The organism is Hoeflea phototrophica DFL-43 (genome assembly GCF_000154705.2).
GTDB classification, from domain to species: Bacteria; Pseudomonadota; Alphaproteobacteria; order Rhizobiales; family Rhizobiaceae; genus Hoeflea; species Hoeflea phototrophica.
Genome location: NZ_CM002917.1, coordinates 3,076,651 through 3,096,708, shown reverse-complemented (window position 1 = coordinate 3,096,708; position 20,058 = coordinate 3,076,651). Strand labels below are relative to the sequence as shown.

The following is a 20,058-nucleotide window of genomic DNA, read 5'->3' as shown; positions in this document are numbered from 1 at the left end:
CGAGGCCCGGACCGTTAATCGTCGAAATCGTCGTCGTCGTCTTCATCAACGGCAGGTGCATGACGTTGCGGCCGTTCTGAAGACTCCCTGCCGATTTCCGACTTGAGAGTGGACAGGTCAAGGAAATAATCGGCCTGGCGGCGCAGATCATCAGCAATCATTGGCGGCTGTGTCGAAAGCGAGGAGACCACCGTGACCTTGCGGCCCTTGCGTTGCAACGCCTCGACCAGGGAGGTGAAATCCCCATCGCCGGAGAAGATGACAAGATGGTCAACCACCTCCGCCTGTTCCATGGCGTCAATGGCGAGTTCTATATCCATGTTGCCCTTGACCTTGCGGCGGCCCATGGAGTCGGTGAATTCCTTGGCGGGCTTGGTGACGACCTTGTAACCGTTGTAGTCCAGCCAATCGATCAAGGGACGAATTGAGGAGTATTCCTGGTCTTCGATCAGCGCTGTGTAGTAATAGGCGCGGAGAAGATAGCCGCGCCCCTGAAACGATTTCAGGAGCTTTCTGTAGTCAATGTCGAAATTCAGGCTCTTTGACGCTGCGTAAAGATTCGCACCATCAATGAAAAGTGCGATTTTTTCTCTTGGGTCAAACATCGGCGAAAATCCTTTTTATCAAAATTACTTTTGAGTCTCTACCTGTGCAGCTCCAATTATTGAATGCACAGCCTTTGAGGAATGTTTTTGAATTTCAACGCAATTCATGGGAGAGGCCCGGATTACTATATATTCTAATTTATGCAAGTGTCTCTCTTCCTCATAAATTTCAAGTGATGACTATTTGGGAGTTAGAACTCGGTTCGGGTGCAAGCAAATTGGGCCCGCTCGGATCGACGTCAAGATGCGGCCCCGATAAAGTGGGTGTTGAGGCCAAATGACTTGAAATTGCCGCACAATATGTTTACGGCAGTGCTAATCTCCCCATTCGCAGTTTGCAAAGGACAGGCAATGGCCCGCGTCACAGTCGAAGATTGCATCGACAAAGTTGAAAATCGTTTTGAATTGGTCCTGCTCGCCAGCCATCGCGCCCGGCAGATATCGCAGGGCGGCCAGATCACGATTGCTCGCGACAATGACAAGAATCCTGTCGTTGCCCTGCGTGAGATCGCCGATCAGACTCTTTCTCCCGGCGACCTGAAGGAAGATCTCATTCACTCCTTGCAGAAGCATGTTGAAGTGGATGAGCCAGAGCCCGATCCGGAGAAGTTCATTCAGGCAGGCGAAGCCTCGGCAGAGGCTGTGGTCGAGGACGATCAGCCGGAAGCGGTTTCGTTTGCTTCGATGTCGGAAGAAGAGTTGCTCGCAGGTATCGAGGGACTTGTGCCGCCGGAAAAAAGCGACGACTATTGATTAGGTTGCTGGTCGCATCTGCCGGTCTTTCGGGACCGGCGCTGTTGCCACGCCACAGCCGATAGACAACTGATGCGATAGAATGCGCCGGTCGTTGGATTCGGCGCATTGTTCGTTTTTGGAGTGCTGCTTCCATGATGCGTCAGTACGAGCTCGTCGAGCGCGTGCAAAAATACAAGCCTAATGTCAACGAGTCTCTGCTGAACAAGGCTTATGTCTACGCCATGCAGAAGCACGGCAAGCAGACGCGTGCCAGCGGCGATCCCTACATCTCCCACCCGCTTGAGGTGGCTGCCATCCTGACCGAGATGCGGCTTGATGAATCCACCATTGCGGTGGCTCTTCTGCACGACACCATAGAGGATACCTCGGCCACCCGTGCCGAAATCGACGAGTTGTTTGGGGAGGACATCGGACGTTTGGTCGAGGGGCTGACCAAGATCAAGAAGCTTGATCTGGTGACCAAGCGGGCCAAGCAGGCGGAAAACCTGCGCAAGCTTCTGCTGGCGATTTCCGATGATGTCCGGGTCCTGCTGGTGAAACTGGCTGATCGGCTTCACAACATGCGCACGCTTGAGCATGTGGCGCCGGAGAAGCGGGCGCGGATTGCCGAGGAAACGATGGATATCTATGCGCCACTGGCCGGACGCATGGGCATGCAGGCGATGCGTGAAGAGCTGGAAGAGCTTGCGTTCCAGAACATCAATCAGGAAGCCTACGACACGGTGACGGGCAAGCTGGCCGAGCTTTCCGAGAGCAACCGCAATCTCATCCATACGATCGAGCAGGAGTTGTCGGGGCTGTTCGAGCGGCAGGGTCTGAAGGCAACCGTCAAGGGGCGTCAGAAAAAGGCCTATTCGGTCTTTCGCAAGATGCAGTCAAAGTCGCTGTCTTTTGAGCAATTGTCGGATGTTTTCGGCTTCCGGATCATCGTGGACACCGAAGCCGATTGCTATCGGGCCCTGGGCATCGTGCATATGCGCTGGTCGGTGGTGCCGGGACGCTTCAAGGACTACATCTCCACGCCCAAGCAGAATGATTACCGCTCGATCCACACCACCATTGTCGGCCCCTCGCGCCAGCGGGTTGAGCTGCAGATCCGCACCCGACTGATGCAGGATATCGCTGAGCGCGGCGTTGCGGCGCATGCGCTTTACAAGGACACGACACAGGACAGCGATAGCGAACTCCTGTCGAAGGATTCGCGTGCCTATTCGTGGCTGCGTCAGACAATCGAGGCCCTTTCGGTTGGCGACAATCCGGAGGATTTTCTCGAACATACAAAGCTGGAATTGTTCCAGGATCAGGTGTTCTGTTTTACCCCAAAGGGCCAACTGATCGCGCTGCCGCGCGGAGCCACCCCGATCGATTTCGCCTATGCGGTGCATACCGATATTGGTGACACCTGCGTGGGCGCCAAGATCAATGGCCGTATCATGCCGCTTGTCACCCGCCTTACCAATGGCGACGAGGTTGAGATCCTGCGCTCGGGCGTACAGGTGCCGCCACCGGCCTGGGAGGAAATTGTCGTTACCGGCAAGGCGCGGGCAGCGATAAGACGCGCAACCAAGGCGGCGGTTCGCAAGCAGTATTCGGGGCTCGGGATGCGGATCCTCGAGCGTACCTTCAACCGTGCGGGCAAGCCGCTGTCGCGTGACAGTCTCAAGCCGGTCTTGCACCGGCTTGGCCACAAGGAGGTCGAGGACGCGCTGGCTGCCGTGGGGCGCGGTGAATTGGGATCCGACGATGTCTTTCAGGCTCTCTTCCCCAATCATCAGGAGACCCGCGTCTCGACGCGCAAGCCGGTTGATGAAGGCTGGTTCAATCTTCGCAGTGCAGCCGGCCTGATCTTCAAGCTGCCAGGACTGGGCAAATCCAAGAGTGCTCCCAAAGCCTCACGCATGGCCGGCCTGGGCAATGAGACCGACGCCATGCCCATTCGGGGCATGGATGACAATTCTGTTGTGCGGTTCGGTCCCGGCGGAGCGGTTCCAGGCGACCGGATAGTCGGGATTCTGGAGCCTGGTGCCGGCATTACGATTTATCCGATCCAGTCGCCCGGATTGACCAAATTTGATGACCAGCCCAATCGCTGGATCGATATTCGCTGGGACATCGACGAGAACAACAAGAACCGTTTCCCCTCTAGGATACTGGTGACGGCGATCAATGCGCCCGGCACGCTTGCTGACGTTGCTCAGGCCATCGCCGCGAGCGAAACCAACATCCAGAACCTGTCCATGGTCCGTGTGGCGGCGGACTTTACCGAAATGCTTGTCGATCTGCAGGTGTGGGATCTCAAGCACCTCAACCAATTGATCGCTCAATTGAAGTCGCTGGATTCCGTTTCCACCGTCGAACGCATCTATGAATAGGCTGACAGTGCCCACATGAGATGGTTGAATGGTTTTGCCCGCAAGGTTGCTGGTTTCAACGTGTTGAAATCCGTCGCGCCTTTACCAGTTCTTCGGGGTTGCCGCTTATGCTCGCTACTGAATGTGACCGGCACGGTGTGTAACTTGTGAGAAAATCTGCCGGTCTGACTTAGGACTGACACAAACAGAGCGATAAACGACCCTATCATGCTGTTTCGACGCCGAAGACCAGAGGGTATTTTTGACCGGATGCGAACCGCGCTCTGGCCACGGCGCTCGTTTGGCAGGTCGTTTCAGTATTTCATAAAAAGGGTGTTGCGGCTTACTGCCACACCTCACGCCATCGCTGCAGGTGTGGCGGCGGGCGTCTTTGCCTCATGGACACCGCTTCTGGGGTTTCATTTTGTGCTGGCCTTCGTTCTGGCTTACGTTCTTGCGGGCAACATGGTGGCCGCGGCGCTGGGAACGGCTTTCGGCAATCCGATTTCGTTTCCGTTCATCTGGGCCTCGACGCTCAAGCTCGGCAATCTTCTGATCGGCGTTCCTCAGGGTGCTGGCCACCGGCACGTGGACTTGCATTCCTTGCTGACCCATCTCGATGTGGGCCAATTGTGGGAGCCCGTAATTAAGCCAATGCTGATTGGCTGCGTTCCGCCTGGGCTTTTCACTGCGATTTGCTTCTATGTTTTGACCTATTGGGGGGTGACGGCATTCCAGACCCGGAGAAAGTCGAAGCTTGCGGCGCGCGCAAGGCTTCGGATACAGGAGCTTGCCGCAGCGCGTGCTGAACGACGTGCCGAAAAGGCCAACCGCGCGTGATCGTCGGGATTGGCAGCGATCTGATTGATATCAGGCGAATCGAGAAAACCCTGGAGCGGCACGGCGAGCGATTCACTGCGCGCTGTTTTACCGAGATAGAGCAGGCGCGTTCAGATCGCCGTGCCAACCGCGCGGCCTCTTATGCGAAGCGGTTTGCGGCCAAGGAAGCCTGCTCAAAGGCGCTGGGAACCGGGCTGTCCAAAGGTGTGTTCTGGCGTGATATGGGCGTGGTCAATCTTCCCGGTGGAAAACCGACCATGAGACTTACCGGTGGGGCGGCAGAGCGGTTGCAGTCAATGCTCCCTGCGGACATGACCGCCGCCATTCATTTGACAATAACTGATGATTATCCGCTGGCGCAGGCGTTCGTGATTATTGAAGCGCTGCCCAGACCCTGAAACCACAATCGGAGGCGTCGGGAAACGGTGAATGCCTCAATGGTTGCCGGAACCCGTGCAAACCGCTAGAGAATGCGCTCCCGCGCCATATCCAAGGAAAATCACGCGTGTCAGAATCTACGAAAGACCAGTCCGGCGGCCTTTGGGAAAACGTCAAGGTGCTCATCCAGGCGCTGCTGCTTGCAGTGATCATCCGCACCCTGTTTTTCCAGCCCTTCAGCATTCCGTCCGGCTCGATGATGTCGACGCTGCTGGTTGGTGACTATCTGTTCGTTTCGAAATTTTCCTACGGATACTCGAAGTATTCGATGCCTTTTTCGCCAGACCTTTTCTCGGGACGGATCTGGTCGGATGAACCCGAGCGCGGTGACGTGGCGGTGTTCAGGCTGCCGAGCAATCCCAAGCTCGACTACATCAAACGCGTTGTCGGGCTTCCGGGGGACCGGATCCAGGTCAGGGACGGGGTCCTTTTCATCAACGGCAATGCAGTGGAGCGAGAGCTGGTCGGGAATTATACGCCAGAGGGCCGCTACAACCGCGGCACCGATGTGCCGATCTATCGCGAAACCCTGCCCAATGGGGTGACCTACACCACACTGGATCTCAATCCGAATTCGCCGGGCGACAACACACGTGAGTTTGTCGTGCCCGCAGGTCACTACTTCATGATGGGTGACAACCGGGACAACTCGCAGGACAGCCGGTTTGATGTGGGTTTTGTGCCACTAGAGAATTTCATCGGCCGTGCCACCATAATCTTCTTCTCCATTGCCGAGGATGCCTCGCCGCTGGAGATCTGGAAATGGCCAACCGATCTGCGTTTTGACCGGTTCTTCAAATCCGCACAGCGATGAGCCGCGCGCAGAAAAAACAGGCAGATCTGATAGCCCGGGCGGAAGAGCGGATCGGCCATCAGTTCAGCAGCCCGGTCCGGCTTGAGCGTGCACTCACCCATGCCAGCACCAGGACCAACACGAATGGCAATTACGAACGGCTGGAGTTTCTTGGCGACCGGGTGCTTGGGCTTTGTGTGGCGGAGTTGCTGTTCGGCCATTTCGGCAACGCCACGGAAGGCGAAATGTCGGTAAGGCTGAACCAGCTCGTCAGTGCCCAGACTTGCAGTGAAGTGGCCGATGATCTGGGGCTGCATGAATTTATCCGCACCGGTGCGGACGTGAAGAAACTCACCGGCAAACGCATGGCCAATGTGCGTGCCGATGTGGTGGAATCGCTGATTGCGGCGATCTACCTTGACGCAGGTCTCGAGGCTGCGCGCTCTTTCATCCACAAGCACTGGAAGGCGCGGGCGCTGGCAGAGGACGGGGCGCGACGTGACGCAAAAACCGAACTGCAGGAATGGGCTCATGCGCGCTTTGGCGTCACACCGGTCTACCGGGTGACCGATCGCGCGGGCCCTGACCATGAGCCTGTCTTCACCGTGACTGTTGAAATCAATGGGGCCAAGCCGGCCAGTGGCGAAAGCAGCTCCAAGCGCGCTGCCGAACAGGCCGCCGCCACCGCCGTACTCGAACGTGAAGGCGTCTGGCAACGCCCGTCAGGACAAGACAATGACCGAGACACCTGAAACCGATGTTCCTTCCACACCGCCGGAAGGGCCGACCCGATCCGGGTTTGTCGCGCTGATCGGTGCGCCAAACGCGGGCAAATCGACGCTGGTCAATCAGCTTGTCGGTGCCAAGGTGTCGATCGTCTCTCACAAGGTTCAGACCACGCGGGCGATCGTGCGCGGCATTGCCATTCACGAGCGCGCCCAGATCGTGTTCATCGACACACCAGGCATCTTTGCGCCCAAGCGGCGGCTTGACCGGGCGATGGTCACAACCGCCTGGGGCGGCGCCAAGGACGGCGACATGGTTCTGGTGCTGATCGACGCCGAGCGTGGAATCAAGGGCGATGCGGAGGCCCTGCTGGATTCGCTCGCCGATGTGCACCAGCGCAAGATCCTGGTTCTCAACAAGGTTGACCGGGTCAAGCGCGACACGCTGCTGGCGCTGACGGCGCAATGCCACGAGAAGGCCCAGTTCGACGAAACCTTCATGATTTCGGCGCTTACCGGATCAGGCTGTGCCGACCTGATGGACTACCTTGCGCGGACCCTGCCCGAGGGGCCGTGGTACTATCCGGAAGATCAGATTTCCGATCTGCCGATGCGCCAGCTTGCGGCTGAAATCACCCGCGAGAAGCTCTATCTGCGCCTCCACCAGGAACTGCCCTATGCCTCGCATGTGGAAACCGAGAGCTGGGAAGAGAAGAAGGACGGCTCGGTTAGGATCGAGCAGGTGATCTATGTCGAGCGCGACAGCCAGAAAAAGATCGTTCTTGGTCACAAGGGCGAGACCATCAAGGCGATCGGCCAGGCTTCGCGCAAGGAGATTGCCGATATTCTCGAGCAGAAGGTTCATCTGTTCCTGTTTGTCAAAGTCCGGAGCAATTGGGGCAATGATCCCGAGCGCTACCGTGAGATCGGGCTTGAATTTCCCCAATGAGCAGTCAATGTCGTTGCCATGGAGTGGCGTGACGAGGGAATCATCCTTGGCCTGAGGAAGCATGGCGAAACCTCGGTGATTGCCGAGGTGATGACCCATGCCCATGGCCGGCACATGGGCATTGTCCGTGGTGGCCGCTCGAAGCGGCTGCAACCGGTGCTCCAGCCCGGCAATTCAGTGGATCTGGTGTGGCGCGCCCGACTTGATGAGCATCTCGGCCAATACCAGGTGGAGCTGATCAATGCGCGCGCCGGAAGGCTGATGCAAAGCGCCATCGGTGTTCACGGTGTGCAGGCGATGGCCGCGCTGCTGCGCCTGTTGCCGGAGCGGGATTCCCACCCGCGATTGCACGATGCCTTTGCCGTGATCCTCGACAGTTTCGATGCACCTGAGGAAGCCGGTGCGCTGTATGTGCGTTTCGAACTCGCGGTGCTTGAGGACCTTGGCTTCGGGCTTGATCTGACGGCCTGTGCTGCGACCGGGGCAAGCGAAGATCTTGTCTATGTGTCTCCCAAGTCAGGCCGTGCGGTTTCGGCGGCGGCCGGTGCGCCATGGGCGGAGAGAATGCTGGCCTTGCCGGCGTTTCTCGCTGACCGGTCTCAGGCTTGCGGTGATGCTCAGATGCTGGCGCACGGGTTCAAGTTGTCGGGGTATTTCCTCGACCGTCATGTCTTCGAGCCACGTGGCATTGAAGCGCCGATCAGCCGCGAGAGTTTTTGCACTGCGGCGCTCAAGGCGATGTCGCAGGTGACTGCATCCGATGATGAAACCCAGGAAACATTGCCATGAATGATGACGCGACGGATTTTCGTTCATTGCAATCTGCCGGCGTGGTGCCGCTTGATCTGGTGGCGCGGGAGAGCGGTCTGTCGGTAATGCAGGGCATTCTTGAGGGCCGGCTGCCCGGTGCGACAATCGCCCGGACGCTGAATTTCTGGCTCAGCAAGGTGGAGGAGGGCACCGTTGCCTTTACCGGCGCGCCCAATGGCGAGCATCTCAATCCGCTCGGCACCGTGCATGGTGGATGGGCAGCGACGATCATGGATTCAGCACTTGCCTGCGCGGTGATGACCACATTGGTGCCGGGTGAGGGCTACACGACCGTGGAATTCAAGGTCAATCTCACGCGGCCGATCCTGCCCGATACGGGAGAGTTCGTCTGTGAGGGCAGGGTGGTGCATCGTGGCAGGACAACCGCCACCTCGGAGGCCTATCTGCGCGATGGAGCCGGCAAGCTTCTGGCCCATGGGACCGAGACCTGCGCGATTTTTCCGATCGCCAAGCTGATGCGCTGAGGCGCAATCCGCGGCAGGAAAAATGATCGCAGCATGCAAAAAGGGCGCCCGGGAGCGCCCTTTTCGATTTCCTGACTGCGTTGATGATCAGGCCATGCCGATCTTGCCGCCGCCCTGTTTGGTGACCGCCACAACAGCCGGGCGCACCGGCATGTCATCGCGGAAATCAGGCCAGCGGGTGGCGGGCTGCTCATAAGTGGCGAGGCCTTCATCGCCCGGATGCTGAACAGCGAGGAAGACTGTTTCACCGGTGGGATCGAACAGCGGACCGCACATCTCGGCGCCGACCGGAACCCGGAAGAACAGTTTGGAGGTGGCGCGAGCATCACCCTCCGTGTCAACGGCCCAAAGGCCATCGGTGCGGCCGGTCTTTTTGGCCGAGTTGCCGTCGGTGGATACCCAGAGGCGGCCATCGGCGTCGATGGCGCAGTTGTCGGGCATGCCGAACCAGCCATCCTTGGTGGTGGCGGAGGAGAAGCTGGCGCCGACTTCGGCAACAGACGGATCACCGCATTTGATCAGGATTTCCCAGGTCGACTTGGTGGCGGCGAAATCGCCATCGGTTTCGCTGATTTCGATGATGTGACCGAAGGCATTGTCGGCGCGCGGGTTGGCGGCGTTCTCGTCGCCAGCCTTGCGGCGGGTGTTGTTGGTCAGCATGCAATAGACCTTTCCGGTCATTGCGTTGGGCTGAACGTCTTCGGGGCGGTCCATCTTGGTGGCGCCCAGAAGATCGCCTGCGCGACGGGCTTCAATCACCACATCGGCCTGGCTCGTGAAGCCGTTGTCGGCGTTGAGCGGGCCTTCTCCATGAACCAGTGGCATCCAGTCGAGCGTACCGTCCGCATTGAAGCGCGCCACATAGAGCGTGCCATCGTCGAGCAGGTCCATATTGGCTGCACGGTCGTCCGGATTGTAGGTTCCTGCGGTGACGAACTTATAGACATAGTCGAAACGCTCGTCGTCGCCGCAATAGAACACCACGCGGCCATCCTTGTTGAGCACGCTTTCAGCGCCTTCGTGCTTCATGCGGCCCAGTGCAGTCCGCTTCTTCGGCACAGAATTGGGATCCGTCGGGTCGACTTCGACCACCCAGCCGAAGCGGTTGGGCTCGTTGGGCTCCTTGGAAACGTCGAAGCGGTCATGATGAGTGCCCCAATTGTACCATCCCCTTGGGGCGCCATAACGCTCGTAGTTCACGGTCTCGGGATGGCCTTCGGGCAGTTCTCCGACGAAGTAGCCGTGGAAGTTTTCCTCAGCCATCAGCCATGTGCCCCAGGGGGTGACGCCACCGGCGCAGTTGTTGAGCGTGCCGAGGACCTTGGTGCCTGAAGGATCTGCATTTGTTTTGACACGGTCGTGACCGGCGGCCGGACCGGAGAGCGCCATTTCGGTTCCCACATGAAGGCGGCGGTTCATGGTGCCGTCAAGAACCGGTACCCACTTGCCATTCTCCTTGCGGATTTCGATCACGGTGCCGCCATGGGCCGCCATTTCGATGTCGACGATGTCCTTGGTGAACTCGCCCATCATCACCTTGTCCTTGCCTTCACCATCCTTGCCGATCGAAGCCCAGTTGGGGAACATCAGTTCGGCATTGGTGTATTCGTGGTTGACCACCAGCAGGCCATGGTCGTCAGCACCATCGAGCGGGATGAAGCCGACATAATCGTTGTTGTAGCCAAACTGCTTGGACTGGCTCTCAGCGGTCTGGTTCATCGGATCGAACTCGGGCGAGTCGGCGAAAACCTTGTCTCCCCAGCGCAGCAGCACATCGGCGTCGTAGCCTTCGGCAACATGATGGGTTTCGTCGACCCCGGCCTCGACTTCGGTGAAGGAGAATGCGCTCACGCCTTCGGCACGGGCCTCATCAGCGATCATCAGCGCCAATGGGCTGACGGTGGTGGCAATGGCGGTGACGGCCAGCGATCCGCCAAGGAAGCCGCGGCGTGAAAAGCGGCGATTGATGACATCGCCCATGGTTGGATTGTCCGAGGTGTTGCGACCGACATCTTCTTCGGCTTCGCGGATCTCGGTAAGGTTGATCATCTCGTCTTCTGGCTTGAACATCTCGTTCATGGCTATCTCCATCGTTTTGACATGACCCCGATGGCAGCAAATGTACCAATTTCAGTAACAGGCGTATGACAAATTACGTGTCGCAGCGCGCATTGTTTGTGTGCATCAAGTCCGCCTGCTGGAGGTCTTGCGCGACAACGCAGCCTATCCTTTACCAGTCTGACCAGGATCTCGTTCCTGTCAGAAAAACAAACAACGCAATCCATTAGGCCGCGGATCATGTCGATCCGGTCCGTGAGCGTTTCAGCAATAAGCCGGGCGGGAGCTGCGGTCACTTGGACCGCAAGGCGTTGATTGGAAGAGCTTATTCAGCTGGCGCCAGTGCGGATCGGTCGACTGCCTGTTCCCGGATCGGCCAATGCACCACGGCTGCAAACAGCCCGAGCGCCACGCCCAACCACCAGACCGGGTCATAAGAGCCGAAAATGTCATAGAGATAGCCGCCGAGCCAGACCCCCAGGAAGGAGCCGACCTGATGGGAGAAGAACACCACGCCTCCAAGCATTCCCAGATGGCGGGTGCCGAACATGATCGCCACCAACGCGTTGGTGGGCGGGACGGTGGAGAGCCATAGCAATCCCATGACGATGGCGAAGACAACCACCGAGGTCGGTGTCTGCGGCAGCAGCAGGAAGGCGGTGACCGCGATCGAGCGGCCGATGTAAATCAGCGACAGGAAAACAGGTTTTGAATGGCGTTGGCCGATCACGCCGGAGGCGAGCGAGCCGATGATGTTGAAGAAGCCGATCAGTGCTATCGACAGCACCGCGTAGGTGGCTGGTATGTTGATGTCTCCGAGATAGGCGGGGAAATGGGCGGTGATGAAGGCAACCTGAAAACCGCAGACAAAAAACCCCGACACCAGCAGCACGAAACTGCGATGGCCGAAGGCTTCGCGCAGCGCTTCGCCGATGGTCTGCTCTATGTCGGTCTGCTTCTGGCTTCCGGACGATGAATTGCCGCGCAGCGGGATGGCAATGACCGGGATGATCAGCATCATGATTCCGAGCCAGACCAGCGCATCCGACCAGCCGAGCGCATCGATCAGTCCCTGGCTCAGGGGCGCGAAAACGAACATGCCTGCCGAGCCGGCGGCGGTTCCGAAGCCAAAGGCAAGAGAGCGCTGCTCGGGTGCCACATTGCGGGCAAAAGCCGCAAGAATCACACCAAATGAGGCCGAGGCGATGCCCAGGCCCACCAGCACGCCGCCGCCGATATGCAGCCACACCGGGCTGTCGGCATTTGCCATCATCAACAGCCCCGCAGAATAGATCAGGGCTGACAGGGCCAGCACGCGCCAGGAGCCATATTTGTCGGCGATTGCCCCGAAGATCGGCTGTCCGATGCCCCAGAACAGGTTCTGGATCGCCATGGCGAGGCCGAAAGTGGTCCGGTCCCATCCGGTGTCGGCGAGCATCGGCAACTGGAAGAAACCCATCGCCGAACGTGGCCCGAATGACAGCAGTGCGATCAGGCAGCCGGAAATGATGATCAGCCACGGCAATGGCGGGCTGGCTGAGGCAGTGCTTTTGACGGACATGGAAGGCTCCTGATCTGAAGCGCGACTTTACGCAATCCAACGCATTGGACAAGCGCATATATTTGTAGTTTTTGATCAATGGAATTGATCAGTCGCCCTTGCGCAGGCTTGCCGGTTTGGTGATGTTTGCTGGTGTTGCCCTTGCGCGAGCGCTGGATGAAGACCACAATTCCTTCGATTCTGACAGAGGGACTGGTGCTGCGCCATTTGGTTTCATCTCAGCCAAATGGCACGCGCCAGGACAAGGGCTGCGTTGTTCGCGAACCCGTCGGGTGGTCTGCCTGCTCGCTTGCAATCAGCCATTCGACGCCTTATGTAAATTGTTCACCGGCATTGCCGGTTTCTTTTGGATGCAATTATGCTCAAAATGAGCATAATTGATTTGACGGGAGGGTTTGCAATGACCCGTTTGGACACGACCAACGGTGGCAGGGCGGGTAAGCGCCTGGTGAGTGCGGCGGAGAGGTTTGGGACCCTGGAGCGGCCGGAGCTCAAATACACGCCTGCGGTGGCGCGCGAGACGGCGCATCTTTATGAGCGTGTGCGCGACCATATTCCGGAAATCGAATGGCCGGTCTATGCGCCTTATGTGCACGCGATCAACCGCATCAAGAAGGAGCGGGGGGCCGCGATCCTCGCGCACAATTACCAGACCCCGGAAATCTTCCATTGTGTTGCCGACATCGTTGGAGACTCGCTGCAGCTGGCGCGCGAGGCGACGCTGGTGGATGGCGAGATCATCATCCAGTGCGGCGTGCATTTCATGGCCGAGACTTCGAAGCTTCTCAATATGGACAAGACCGTGCTGATTCCGGATGCGAAAGCCGGGTGCTCGCTGTCGGATTCGATCACCGGCGCCGATGTGCGGCTGCTCAGGGAGCGCTATCCCGGTGTACCGGTGGTGACCTACGTCAACACCTCCGCTGACGTGAAGGCGGAAACCGACATCTGCTGCACCTCTTCAAACGCTGTTGCTGTTTGCGAAAGCTTCGAGTCCGATACGGTGCTGTGCATTCCCGACGAGTATCTGGCGATGAATGTCGCCAAGCAGACCTCGAAGAAGATCCTGACCTGGAAGGGCCATTGCGAGGTGCACGAGCGCTTCACGGCCGAAGAACTGCTGGCCTACAAGGAAGCCGATCCGACCATCGAGATCATCGGCCATCCCGAATGCCACCCGGACGTGATTGCCGTGTGCGATTACTCCGGCTCGACGGCCGGAATGATCAACTACGTCAAGGACAACCGTCCGCCGCGGGTGCTGCTGGTCACCGAATGCTCGATGGCATCCAACATCCAGAGCGAGGTTGAGGGCGTCGAGTTCATCAAGCCATGCAATCTGTGCCCGCACATGAAGCGCATCACGCTGCCCAAGATCCTCGACAGCCTTTTGATGATGACCGAAGAGGTCACCGTCGACCCGGCCATTGCCGATCGCGCCCGCCAGGCGGTCGAGCGGATGATCAATCTGAAGAACTAGGGTAAGGGCCCGGGGCCTGTCTCCGGTCGTTCCTTCAGGGAGCCTGCCATGGCATCGACTGCTGTCGCCGCCTATCAACCAAAGCCGTCCAAGGGCTTTGATGATGTGATCATCATCGGTGGTGGCCTTGCCGGGCTGTTCTGTGCGCTCAAACTCGCGCCCAAGGCTGTGACCATTCTGGCGGCAGCCCCCATCGGGCGGGGTGCGTCCTCGGCCTGGGCGCAGGCGGGCATCGCGGCGGCGGTCGGGCCTGGCGATACGGTCGAAAGTCACGTCCATGACACGATCATCGCCGGTGACGGCATTGTGGATGAGCAGATCATCCAGATGATGGCATCGGAAGCCTCGGACCGTATCTTTGATCTGCTTGGCTATGGGGTCCCCTTTGATAGGGATCTTGAAGGGCACCTGGCCGTCAGCCGTGAAGCTGCGCATTCGCAAAGCCGGATCGTGCGCGTCAAGGGCGACATGGCCGGGCGCGCGATCATGGAGGCCCTGGTTGCAGCGGTTCGCAAGACACCGTCGATCCGGGTGCTTGAAGGCTATGTGGTCGAGAATCTGATCTCCGAGAATGGCCGTGTCAACGGCGTGGTGGCGCGTGATCATGCAGGCAGTGGCGAGACGCTGCACCGGCTCACGGCGAGCCATGTTGTGATGGCGACCGGGGGCATAGGGCATCTCTATGAGGTCACGACCAATCCAACCGAAGCCCGTGGCGGCGGTATCGGCATGGCGGCACGTGCCGGGGCGCGGATGGCGGATATGGAATTCGTTCAGTTTCACCCCACTGCGATCAATGTCGGCAAGGATCCCGCACCTCTTGCCACCGAAGCGCTGCGCGGCCATGGCGCCACGCTGCACAATTCGGCCGGTGAACGCTTCATGCTCAAGCTGCACCAGGATGCAGAACTTGCGCCACGCGATGTGGTGGCGCGCGGCATCTTTGCCGAAGTGAAAGCGGGCCGCGGCGCATTTCTCGATTGCCGCACGGCGGTGCATGATTTCGCCGCGGAATTCCCCACCGTGTTCGGTTACTGCCAGGACGCGGGCATCGACCCGTCGGCTGAGATGATCCCGGTGATCCCGGCAGCGCACTACTTCATGGGCGGTATCTGGACGGATGCGGACGGGCGTTCGTCACTCCCGGGTTTCTGGGCCTGTGGCGAATGCACCTCAACCGGCGCACACGGGGCCAACCGGCTGGCGTCGAATTCGCTTCTGGAAGCCGTGGTGTTCGCCGCCCGCATTGCCGGCCGGCTGGGTGCCGAGATGAGCGGCCAGGCTCCGCCTGGCTGGCGGGACGGGTCGGTCAACTCAAGCGAATATCTGACTGAGAATGATCACCCCAATATGGTGACGCTGCGCCAGACCATGAGCGCGCATCTTGGTGTGCTGCGCGATTGCGAGGGCATGCGCGAGGCGCTTGCCACCATCCTGCATCTGGCGCGCGAAAGCCATTCGGTGCGGTTTGACAATGTCATCACCACGGCCAAACTGATTGCGGTGTCGGCACTCAACCGGCTTGAAAGCCGGGGCGGGCATTTCCGCACCGATTACCCGGATGAAAGCCCGGACTGGAAGCGGCGGACGATCTTGACGCTTGATCAGGCCAATGCCGTCATCCCCGACCTCCTGGAGAGCTGAGACATGAGCACTGCATTTCTTCCCGAATTGCCGGGCCTGATGGTCGAGGAGCAGGTGCGGGCCGCATTGCTGGAAGATCTCGGCCGCGCCGGTGACATCACCTCCAACGCCACCATTGGTCCGGACAAACAGGCGACGGCTCAGATGAACAGCCGCGAGGCCGGTGTCATCGCCGGTCTGCCATTGGCTGCGGCCGCGTTCCGGCTGACAAATCCGGAAATGCGCTTCGAAGCGCTGGCGGTGGATGGCGCGCGGGTGGAACCGGGAACGATGATTGCCAGGATCTTTGGGCCTGCGCGTGGACTGCTGTCAGCCGAACGGGTGGCGCTCAATTACCTGATGCATCTCTCCGGCATCGCCACCCACACCGCGCGCTTTGCTGATGCTATTGCGCACACAAAGGCAAAGGTCACCTGCACCCGCAAGACCATTCCTGGCCTGCGGGCGGTGGAGAAATACGCCGTGCGCTGCGGCGGTGGCTCGTCGCATCGTTATGGCCTGGATGACGCGATCCTGATCAAGGACAATCATATTGCGGTCGCGGGCGGCATCGCTGAGGCGTTGAAGGCGGCCAAGGCCTTCGCCGGGCATCTGGTCGGGATTGAAATTGAAGTCGATACGCTGGAGCAGTTTGCCCAGGTGCTCGCTGAGGGCGCCGATGTCTGCCTGCTGGACAATATGGCGCCGGACATGCTGCGGGAGGCGGTCGCGATGAACACTTCCAGGGGCGCTGGCCGGATCACGCTTGAAGCCTCGGGCAATGTCAATCTCGACACGATCAAGGCCATCGCCGAAAGCGGTGTGGACTATATCTCGACCTCGAAGATTACGATGGCTGCACCTACGCTCGATATCGGGTTGGACATGGCAATTGTTTGATCTCAAAGCGTTCTTGTTTTTGTTCTGCGATATCGTGTGACGACGCACCGCTTCGTCCGCTCCAGACACCGTTCTTCAGTTCGGCTGCAATCGGGTTCCGGAAAAGATAGTTTTCTCGATTGCTAAGGCAAACTGTATACAATGAAATCATGATCTAACTATCTGAAATTGCGAATTTAAAGACTATCTTCGAGATAATTTTCCTGACTAATTTATGTGCAATTTTCTCAAAATTGTATTCATGGTTATAAATTTGTTTACGCTTCTACCTCATTTTTGATTGCGATTTATCGAACCGCTACGCGGAAACAGGAGGGCATTGTGTACGGTTTTCAAGGCAAAGACGCGCGCTCGAAAATGCTGGCAATCGCTGGATTGCGCGCCAACGTGATGATCGCTGACAGCAATCTGAACATCACGTATCTCAATGATTCCGTTAAAACGATGCTTCGCGAAGCAGAAACGGAGCTCAAGGCGGAGCTTCCAGCTTTCAGCGTTGATACGCTTGTTGGCAGCAACATCGATGTCTTTCACAAAAACCCATCGCATCAGCGCAACATGCTCAGCGCGATGAAGGAACCACACAGCGCGACCATTCGTGTCGGCAGCTATGCGTTCGATCTGTTGGTCACTCCGCTGACGGAAAGAGGCAAGACCTTGGGTTTTGTGGTCGAGTGGGCCAATGCCAAGGAACGTTTGCTCAATGTCGATTATGCCGCGCAGATGGCCGCCATTGGCCGGGTTCAGGCGACGATTGAATTCACCCCTGATGGGACGATTATCAACGCCAATGAGAATTTTCTCAATGCGGTGGGTTACAGCCTCGAGGAGATTGTTGGTCAACATCACAGCATGTTTGTTGACCGCGATTATGCCAAGAGCGACGACTATCGCTTGTTCTGGGAAGAATTGCGTTCTGGCAAGTTCAATGCTGGTGAGTTCACCCGTTATGGCAAGGGTGGGAAGGTTGTCGAGATCAATGCTTCCTACAACCCGATTCCTGATGAAAACGGAAACATCGTCAAGGTTGTCAAATTTGCTACCGATGTGACTGCGCGCGTGCGTGCCGTCAACGCACTCGGAGAGGCGCTCCGGGAGCTGGCAGATGGCAACCTTGAACAGCGCATTGACCTTAAATTCCCCGAGAACATGGAGAAGCTGCGCCGCGATTTCAACGAATCCATTTCCAAGTTGAACGCCGCCATTAGCTCTATTGGCAGCAACGCCGATGCAATTGCGTCTGGAGCCGAGGAAATCCGATCGGGTGCGGACGATCTTTCCAAGCGCACAGAACAGCAAGCAGCATCGGTCGAAGAGACTGCAGCAGCGCTTGAGGAGATCACGGTTACGGTCAATGATTCCACCCGTCGGGCGGAAGAGGCCGGCGAACTGGTTGGCAAGACCAAGGAAAACGCAGAGCGCTCTGGCCAGGTTGTCAAGGAGGCGATCCTGGCCATGGGGGAAATTGAAACGTCCTCAGACCAGATCAGCAATATCATTGGTGTGATCGATGATATTGCGTTCCAGACCAACCTGCTGGCCCTCAATGCCGGGGTTGAGGCTGCGCGCGCTGGCGAGGCCGGCAAGGGCTTCGCGGTGGTTGCCACGGAAGTGCGTGAGCTGGCGCAGAGATCTGCCAATGCGGCCAAGGAGATCAAGACGCTGATCAACAAATCCGGCGATCAGGTCAAGCAAGGGGTGTCCCTGGTGGGGCGCACTGGTGAAGTGCTTGAGGAAATTGTCGGTCAGGTTCAGGACATCAACAGAAATGTTGTTGCCATTGTCGAGGCTGCGCGTGAACAGACGACCGGTCTCAAAGAGATCAATGTCGCCGTCAACTCCATGGACCAAAGCACCCAGCAGAACGCCGCCATGGTGCAGGAATCCAATTCGGCAACTCAGTCTCTTGCATCCGAATCCGTTGCGCTGAAAACGCTTCTGAGCAAATTCAAGACCGGTGGGGGGGCTTCTTATGGCGGAGCATCGAAACCGGTCGAGTACAAGCCCCAGCCCGCAGCCAGTTCCGGAAAGGAAAAGCCGATCGCTTCGCCGGCCCGGGAGATGAACAAGACACTGGCCAAAGCGTTTTCGACCGGTGGAGGTGCTGCGAGCGCAGCGGCAGAAGACGCGAGTTGGGAAGAGTTCTGATCCCGAAGGTGATCTCATCTGAAATCCACAGCAAAAGAGGCGCTTAACGGCGCCTTTTTTACTGTCTGGTTCCGTCTTGTGGGACTTTCCTGATCCCGCGCGTTTGCTGTTGATCGAAGAAACCCCTTCGCAGAATTGGTGCTTGGGTTCGGAGCGCTAGGGACATAGGCTGGCTTTGGGAGGAGCACATTACATGAATCTGTTTTCAATGATGAACAAACGCGCGGAGGATGGCAATCCGATCCGCATCGGAATGATCGGGGCCGGCAAGTTCGGAACAATGTTCTTGTCGCAAGTTCGCAAGCTTGCTGGCATTCATCTGATCGGTGTTGCGGATCTCTCACCCGCGAGTGCGCGCTCGAACATGGAGTTCGTCGGCTGGACAGGCGAACAGTTCGGGGCCGTTTCGCTTGATGCAGCGGCGCAGACCGGGACTACCCATGTGGGTGATGACTGGCAGGCACTTGTGGCCCATCCCGCCATCGACATCGTGATTGAATGCACCGGTGCACCGGTGGCTGCGATCGACCATATTCTGGGCGCGTTCGGGCATGGCAAGCATGTGATCAATGTGACCGTCGAGGCGGATGCTTTCTGTGGCTATGCACTCGCCAGGAAGGCTGAGGAAGCCAGGGTTATCTACTCCATGGCTTATGGCGATCAGCCGGCGCTGACCTGCGATCTGGTCGACTGGGCGCGCAGCTGCGGCTTCAACGTCACTGCGGCCGGACGCGGGCACAAATGGCTGCCCGAATTCCGCAAATCGACACCGGAAACGGTTTGGGACCATTGGGGCGTGAGTCGCGAAAAGGCCGAGCGCGGCCGGCTCAATCCAAAGATGTTCAACTCGTTCCTGGATGGCTCCAAACCGGCCATCGAATCCTCGGCGATCGCCAATGCCACCGGTCTGCTGGTGCCCGCCAATGGCCTTCAGTTTCCGGTCGGAGGCGCGGAGGATCTGGCCAACATCATGCGGCCGGTGTCAGAGGGCGGTGCACTAGAGCAGAAGGGCATGGTCGAGGTCGCGTCCTCACTGACGCTTGAGGGCGAGCCCGTGCCCTATGATGTGAGGCAGGGCGTCTGGGTGGTGTTTGAAGGCGAGACCGAATATCTGCGCAACTGTTTTCAGGAATACCTGGTCCGGACCGACGACAGCGGGCGCTATTCCTCGCTTTACAAGCGCTGGCACCTGATCGGGCTGGAACTGCCAGTGTCGGTCGCCTCGGTCGGTTTGCGCGGCGAGCCGACCGGCGTTGCACGATGCTTCAATGGCGATGTTGCGGCCATCGCCAAGCGGGATCTGGCCGCCGGCGAGATTCTTGACGGGGAGGGCGGTTATACCGTGACTGGGGGTCTGCGCCCGGCGCAGGCCTCTGTTGCTGCGGGGTATCTGCCACTGGGTCTGGCGCACAACGTCAAGCTCAAACACGCCATCGCCGATGGTGAGCCGGTGCGCTTCGAGGATGTCGAGATTGACGAAACAACCACTGCCTACAAGCTGCGCAAATGGATGGAAACACTGTCCTGAGCGATGCG

Annotated in this window: 17 protein-coding genes; 14 read left to right on the top strand and 3 right to left on the bottom strand. The window is 58.5% G+C overall.

Annotated elements, in window-relative coordinates; all coding sequences use genetic code 11:
- Positions 1-14: 14 nt before the first annotated feature.
- Positions 15-605: a LabA-like NYN domain-containing protein gene (locus tag HPDFL43_RS14660; protein WP_007198155.1), complete on the bottom strand. Its 591-nt coding sequence runs from the start codon at positions 603-605 to the stop codon at positions 15-17.
- Positions 606-956: 351 nt separating this feature from the next.
- On the opposite strand from HPDFL43_RS14660, the gene rpoZ reads away from it, so the two are divergent.
- From rpoZ to HPDFL43_RS14615, 9 genes are all read left to right on the top strand, one after another.
- On the top strand, positions 957-1,358 hold the full coding sequence (gene rpoZ / locus HPDFL43_RS14655; protein WP_007198154.1) for a DNA-directed RNA polymerase subunit omega: 402 nt from the start codon (positions 957-959) through the stop codon (positions 1,356-1,358).
- 134 nt (positions 1,359-1,492) lie between these two features.
- Positions 1,493-3,733: a RelA/SpoT family protein gene (locus HPDFL43_RS14650; RefSeq protein WP_007198153.1), complete on the top strand. Its 2,241-nt coding sequence runs from the start codon at positions 1,493-1,495 to the stop codon at positions 3,731-3,733.
- Between the two features lie 207 nt (positions 3,734-3,940).
- The gene (locus HPDFL43_RS14645; protein ID WP_052093211.1) at positions 3,941-4,552 is read left to right on the top strand and encodes a DUF2062 domain-containing protein; all 612 of its coding nucleotides are present in this window, start codon (positions 3,941-3,943) and stop codon (positions 4,550-4,552) included.
- Entirely contained in the window at positions 4,549-4,950 is a 402-nt protein-coding gene (gene acpS, locus HPDFL43_RS14640; protein ID WP_007198151.1) for a holo-ACP synthase, read from the top strand. The genes HPDFL43_RS14645 and acpS overlap by 4 nt, the downstream gene beginning before the upstream one ends.
- A gap of 107 nt (positions 4,951-5,057) precedes the next feature.
- Positions 5,058-5,804, top strand: a complete 747-nt coding sequence (gene lepB, locus HPDFL43_RS14635; RefSeq protein ID WP_040449259.1) for a signal peptidase I — start codon at positions 5,058-5,060, stop codon at positions 5,802-5,804.
- Entirely contained in the window at positions 5,801-6,535 is a 735-nt protein-coding gene (gene rnc / locus HPDFL43_RS14630) for a ribonuclease III (RefSeq protein WP_007198149.1), read from the top strand. Before lepB ends, rnc begins: the two co-directional genes overlap by 4 nt.
- Positions 6,519-7,457, top strand: coding sequence for a GTPase Era (era, locus tag HPDFL43_RS14625; RefSeq protein ID WP_007198148.1), 939 nt, complete (start codon positions 6,519-6,521; stop codon positions 7,455-7,457). Before rnc ends, era begins: the two co-directional genes overlap by 17 nt.
- An 18-nt stretch (positions 7,458-7,475) precedes the next feature.
- Positions 7,476-8,246 (top strand): DNA repair protein RecO, encoded by a 771-nt coding sequence (recO, locus tag HPDFL43_RS14620; RefSeq protein WP_007198147.1) that lies wholly within the window; start codon positions 7,476-7,478, stop codon positions 8,244-8,246.
- Positions 8,243-8,752, top strand: coding sequence for a PaaI family thioesterase (locus tag HPDFL43_RS14615; RefSeq protein ID WP_007198146.1), 510 nt, complete (start codon positions 8,243-8,245; stop codon positions 8,750-8,752). The genes recO and HPDFL43_RS14615 overlap by 4 nt, the downstream gene beginning before the upstream one ends.
- Before the next feature lie 87 nt (positions 8,753-8,839).
- Here HPDFL43_RS14615 and HPDFL43_RS14610 read toward each other — a convergent pair whose 3' ends face one another.
- Together HPDFL43_RS14610 and HPDFL43_RS14605 are read right to left on the bottom strand one after the other, a co-directional pair.
- Complete coding sequence (locus HPDFL43_RS14610; protein WP_007198145.1) at positions 8,840-10,831, bottom strand: PhoX family protein; 1,992 nt, start codon at positions 10,829-10,831, stop codon at positions 8,840-8,842.
- Positions 10,832-11,135: 304 nt separating this feature from the next.
- The gene (locus tag HPDFL43_RS14605; protein WP_007198144.1) at positions 11,136-12,371 is read right to left on the bottom strand and encodes an MFS transporter; all 1,236 of its coding nucleotides are present in this window, start codon (positions 12,369-12,371) and stop codon (positions 11,136-11,138) included.
- Between the two features lie 400 nt (positions 12,372-12,771).
- On the opposite strand from HPDFL43_RS14605, the gene nadA reads away from it, so the two are divergent.
- The 5 genes from nadA to HPDFL43_RS14580 all read left to right on the top strand — a co-directional run bounded on the left by nadA (position 12,772) and on the right by HPDFL43_RS14580 (position 20,050).
- On the top strand, positions 12,772-13,851 hold the full coding sequence (nadA, locus tag HPDFL43_RS14600; protein WP_040449258.1) for a quinolinate synthase NadA: 1,080 nt from the start codon (positions 12,772-12,774) through the stop codon (positions 13,849-13,851).
- Positions 13,852-13,899: 48 nt separating this feature from the next.
- The gene (locus HPDFL43_RS14595) at positions 13,900-15,495 is read left to right on the top strand and encodes an L-aspartate oxidase (RefSeq protein ID WP_007198142.1); all 1,596 of its coding nucleotides are present in this window, start codon (positions 13,900-13,902) and stop codon (positions 15,493-15,495) included.
- Positions 15,496-15,498: 3 nt separating this feature from the next.
- Positions 15,499-16,374: a carboxylating nicotinate-nucleotide diphosphorylase gene (gene nadC, locus HPDFL43_RS14590; RefSeq protein ID WP_007198141.1), complete on the top strand. Its 876-nt coding sequence runs from the start codon at positions 15,499-15,501 to the stop codon at positions 16,372-16,374.
- Positions 16,375-16,731: 357 nt separating this feature from the next.
- Positions 16,732-18,522: a methyl-accepting chemotaxis protein gene (locus HPDFL43_RS14585; RefSeq protein ID WP_007198140.1), complete on the top strand. Its 1,791-nt coding sequence runs from the start codon at positions 16,732-16,734 to the stop codon at positions 18,520-18,522.
- 193 nt (positions 18,523-18,715) lie between these two features.
- Positions 18,716-20,050, top strand: coding sequence for an NAD(P)H-dependent oxidoreductase (locus HPDFL43_RS14580; RefSeq protein WP_007198139.1), 1,335 nt, complete (start codon positions 18,716-18,718; stop codon positions 20,048-20,050).
- The last annotated feature ends 8 nt before the right edge of the window (positions 20,051-20,058 follow it).

Excerpts from the sequence above, each read along its gene's own strand:
- nadC (WP_007198141.1), top strand. The coding sequence starts at position 15,499 with ATGAGCACTGCATTTCTTCCCGAATTGCCGGGCCTGATGGTCGAGGAG.
- HPDFL43_RS14645 (WP_052093211.1), top strand. The coding sequence starts at position 3,941 with ATGCTGTTTCGACGCCGAAGACCAGAGGGTATTTTTGACCGGATGCGA.
- rpoZ (WP_007198154.1), top strand. The coding sequence starts at position 957 with ATGGCCCGCGTCACAGTCGAAGATTGCATCGACAAAGTTGAAAATCGT.
- HPDFL43_RS14610 (WP_007198145.1), bottom strand. The coding sequence starts at position 10,831 with ATGAACGAGATGTTCAAGCCAGAAGACGAGATGATCAACCTTACCGAG.
- recO (WP_007198147.1), top strand. The coding sequence starts at position 7,476 with ATGGAGTGGCGTGACGAGGGAATCATCCTTGGCCTGAGGAAGCATGGC.
- rnc (WP_007198149.1), top strand. The coding sequence starts at position 5,801 with ATGAGCCGCGCGCAGAAAAAACAGGCAGATCTGATAGCCCGGGCGGAA.
- HPDFL43_RS14650 (WP_007198153.1), top strand. The coding sequence starts at position 1,493 with ATGATGCGTCAGTACGAGCTCGTCGAGCGCGTGCAAAAATACAAGCCT.
- HPDFL43_RS14660 (WP_007198155.1), bottom strand. The coding sequence starts at position 605 with ATGTTTGACCCAAGAGAAAAAATCGCACTTTTCATTGATGGTGCGAAT.
- HPDFL43_RS14605 (WP_007198144.1), bottom strand. The coding sequence starts at position 12,371 with ATGTCCGTCAAAAGCACTGCCTCAGCCAGCCCGCCATTGCCGTGGCTG.
- HPDFL43_RS14585 (WP_007198140.1), top strand. The coding sequence starts at position 16,732 with ATGCTGGCAATCGCTGGATTGCGCGCCAACGTGATGATCGCTGACAGC.
- nadA (WP_040449258.1), top strand. The coding sequence starts at position 12,772 with ATGACCCGTTTGGACACGACCAACGGTGGCAGGGCGGGTAAGCGCCTG.
- HPDFL43_RS14580 (WP_007198139.1), top strand. The coding sequence starts at position 18,716 with ATGAATCTGTTTTCAATGATGAACAAACGCGCGGAGGATGGCAATCCG.
- HPDFL43_RS14615 (WP_007198146.1), top strand. The coding sequence starts at position 8,243 with ATGAATGATGACGCGACGGATTTTCGTTCATTGCAATCTGCCGGCGTG.
- HPDFL43_RS14595 (WP_007198142.1), top strand. The coding sequence starts at position 13,900 with ATGGCATCGACTGCTGTCGCCGCCTATCAACCAAAGCCGTCCAAGGGC.
- era (WP_007198148.1), top strand. The coding sequence starts at position 6,519 with ATGACCGAGACACCTGAAACCGATGTTCCTTCCACACCGCCGGAAGGG.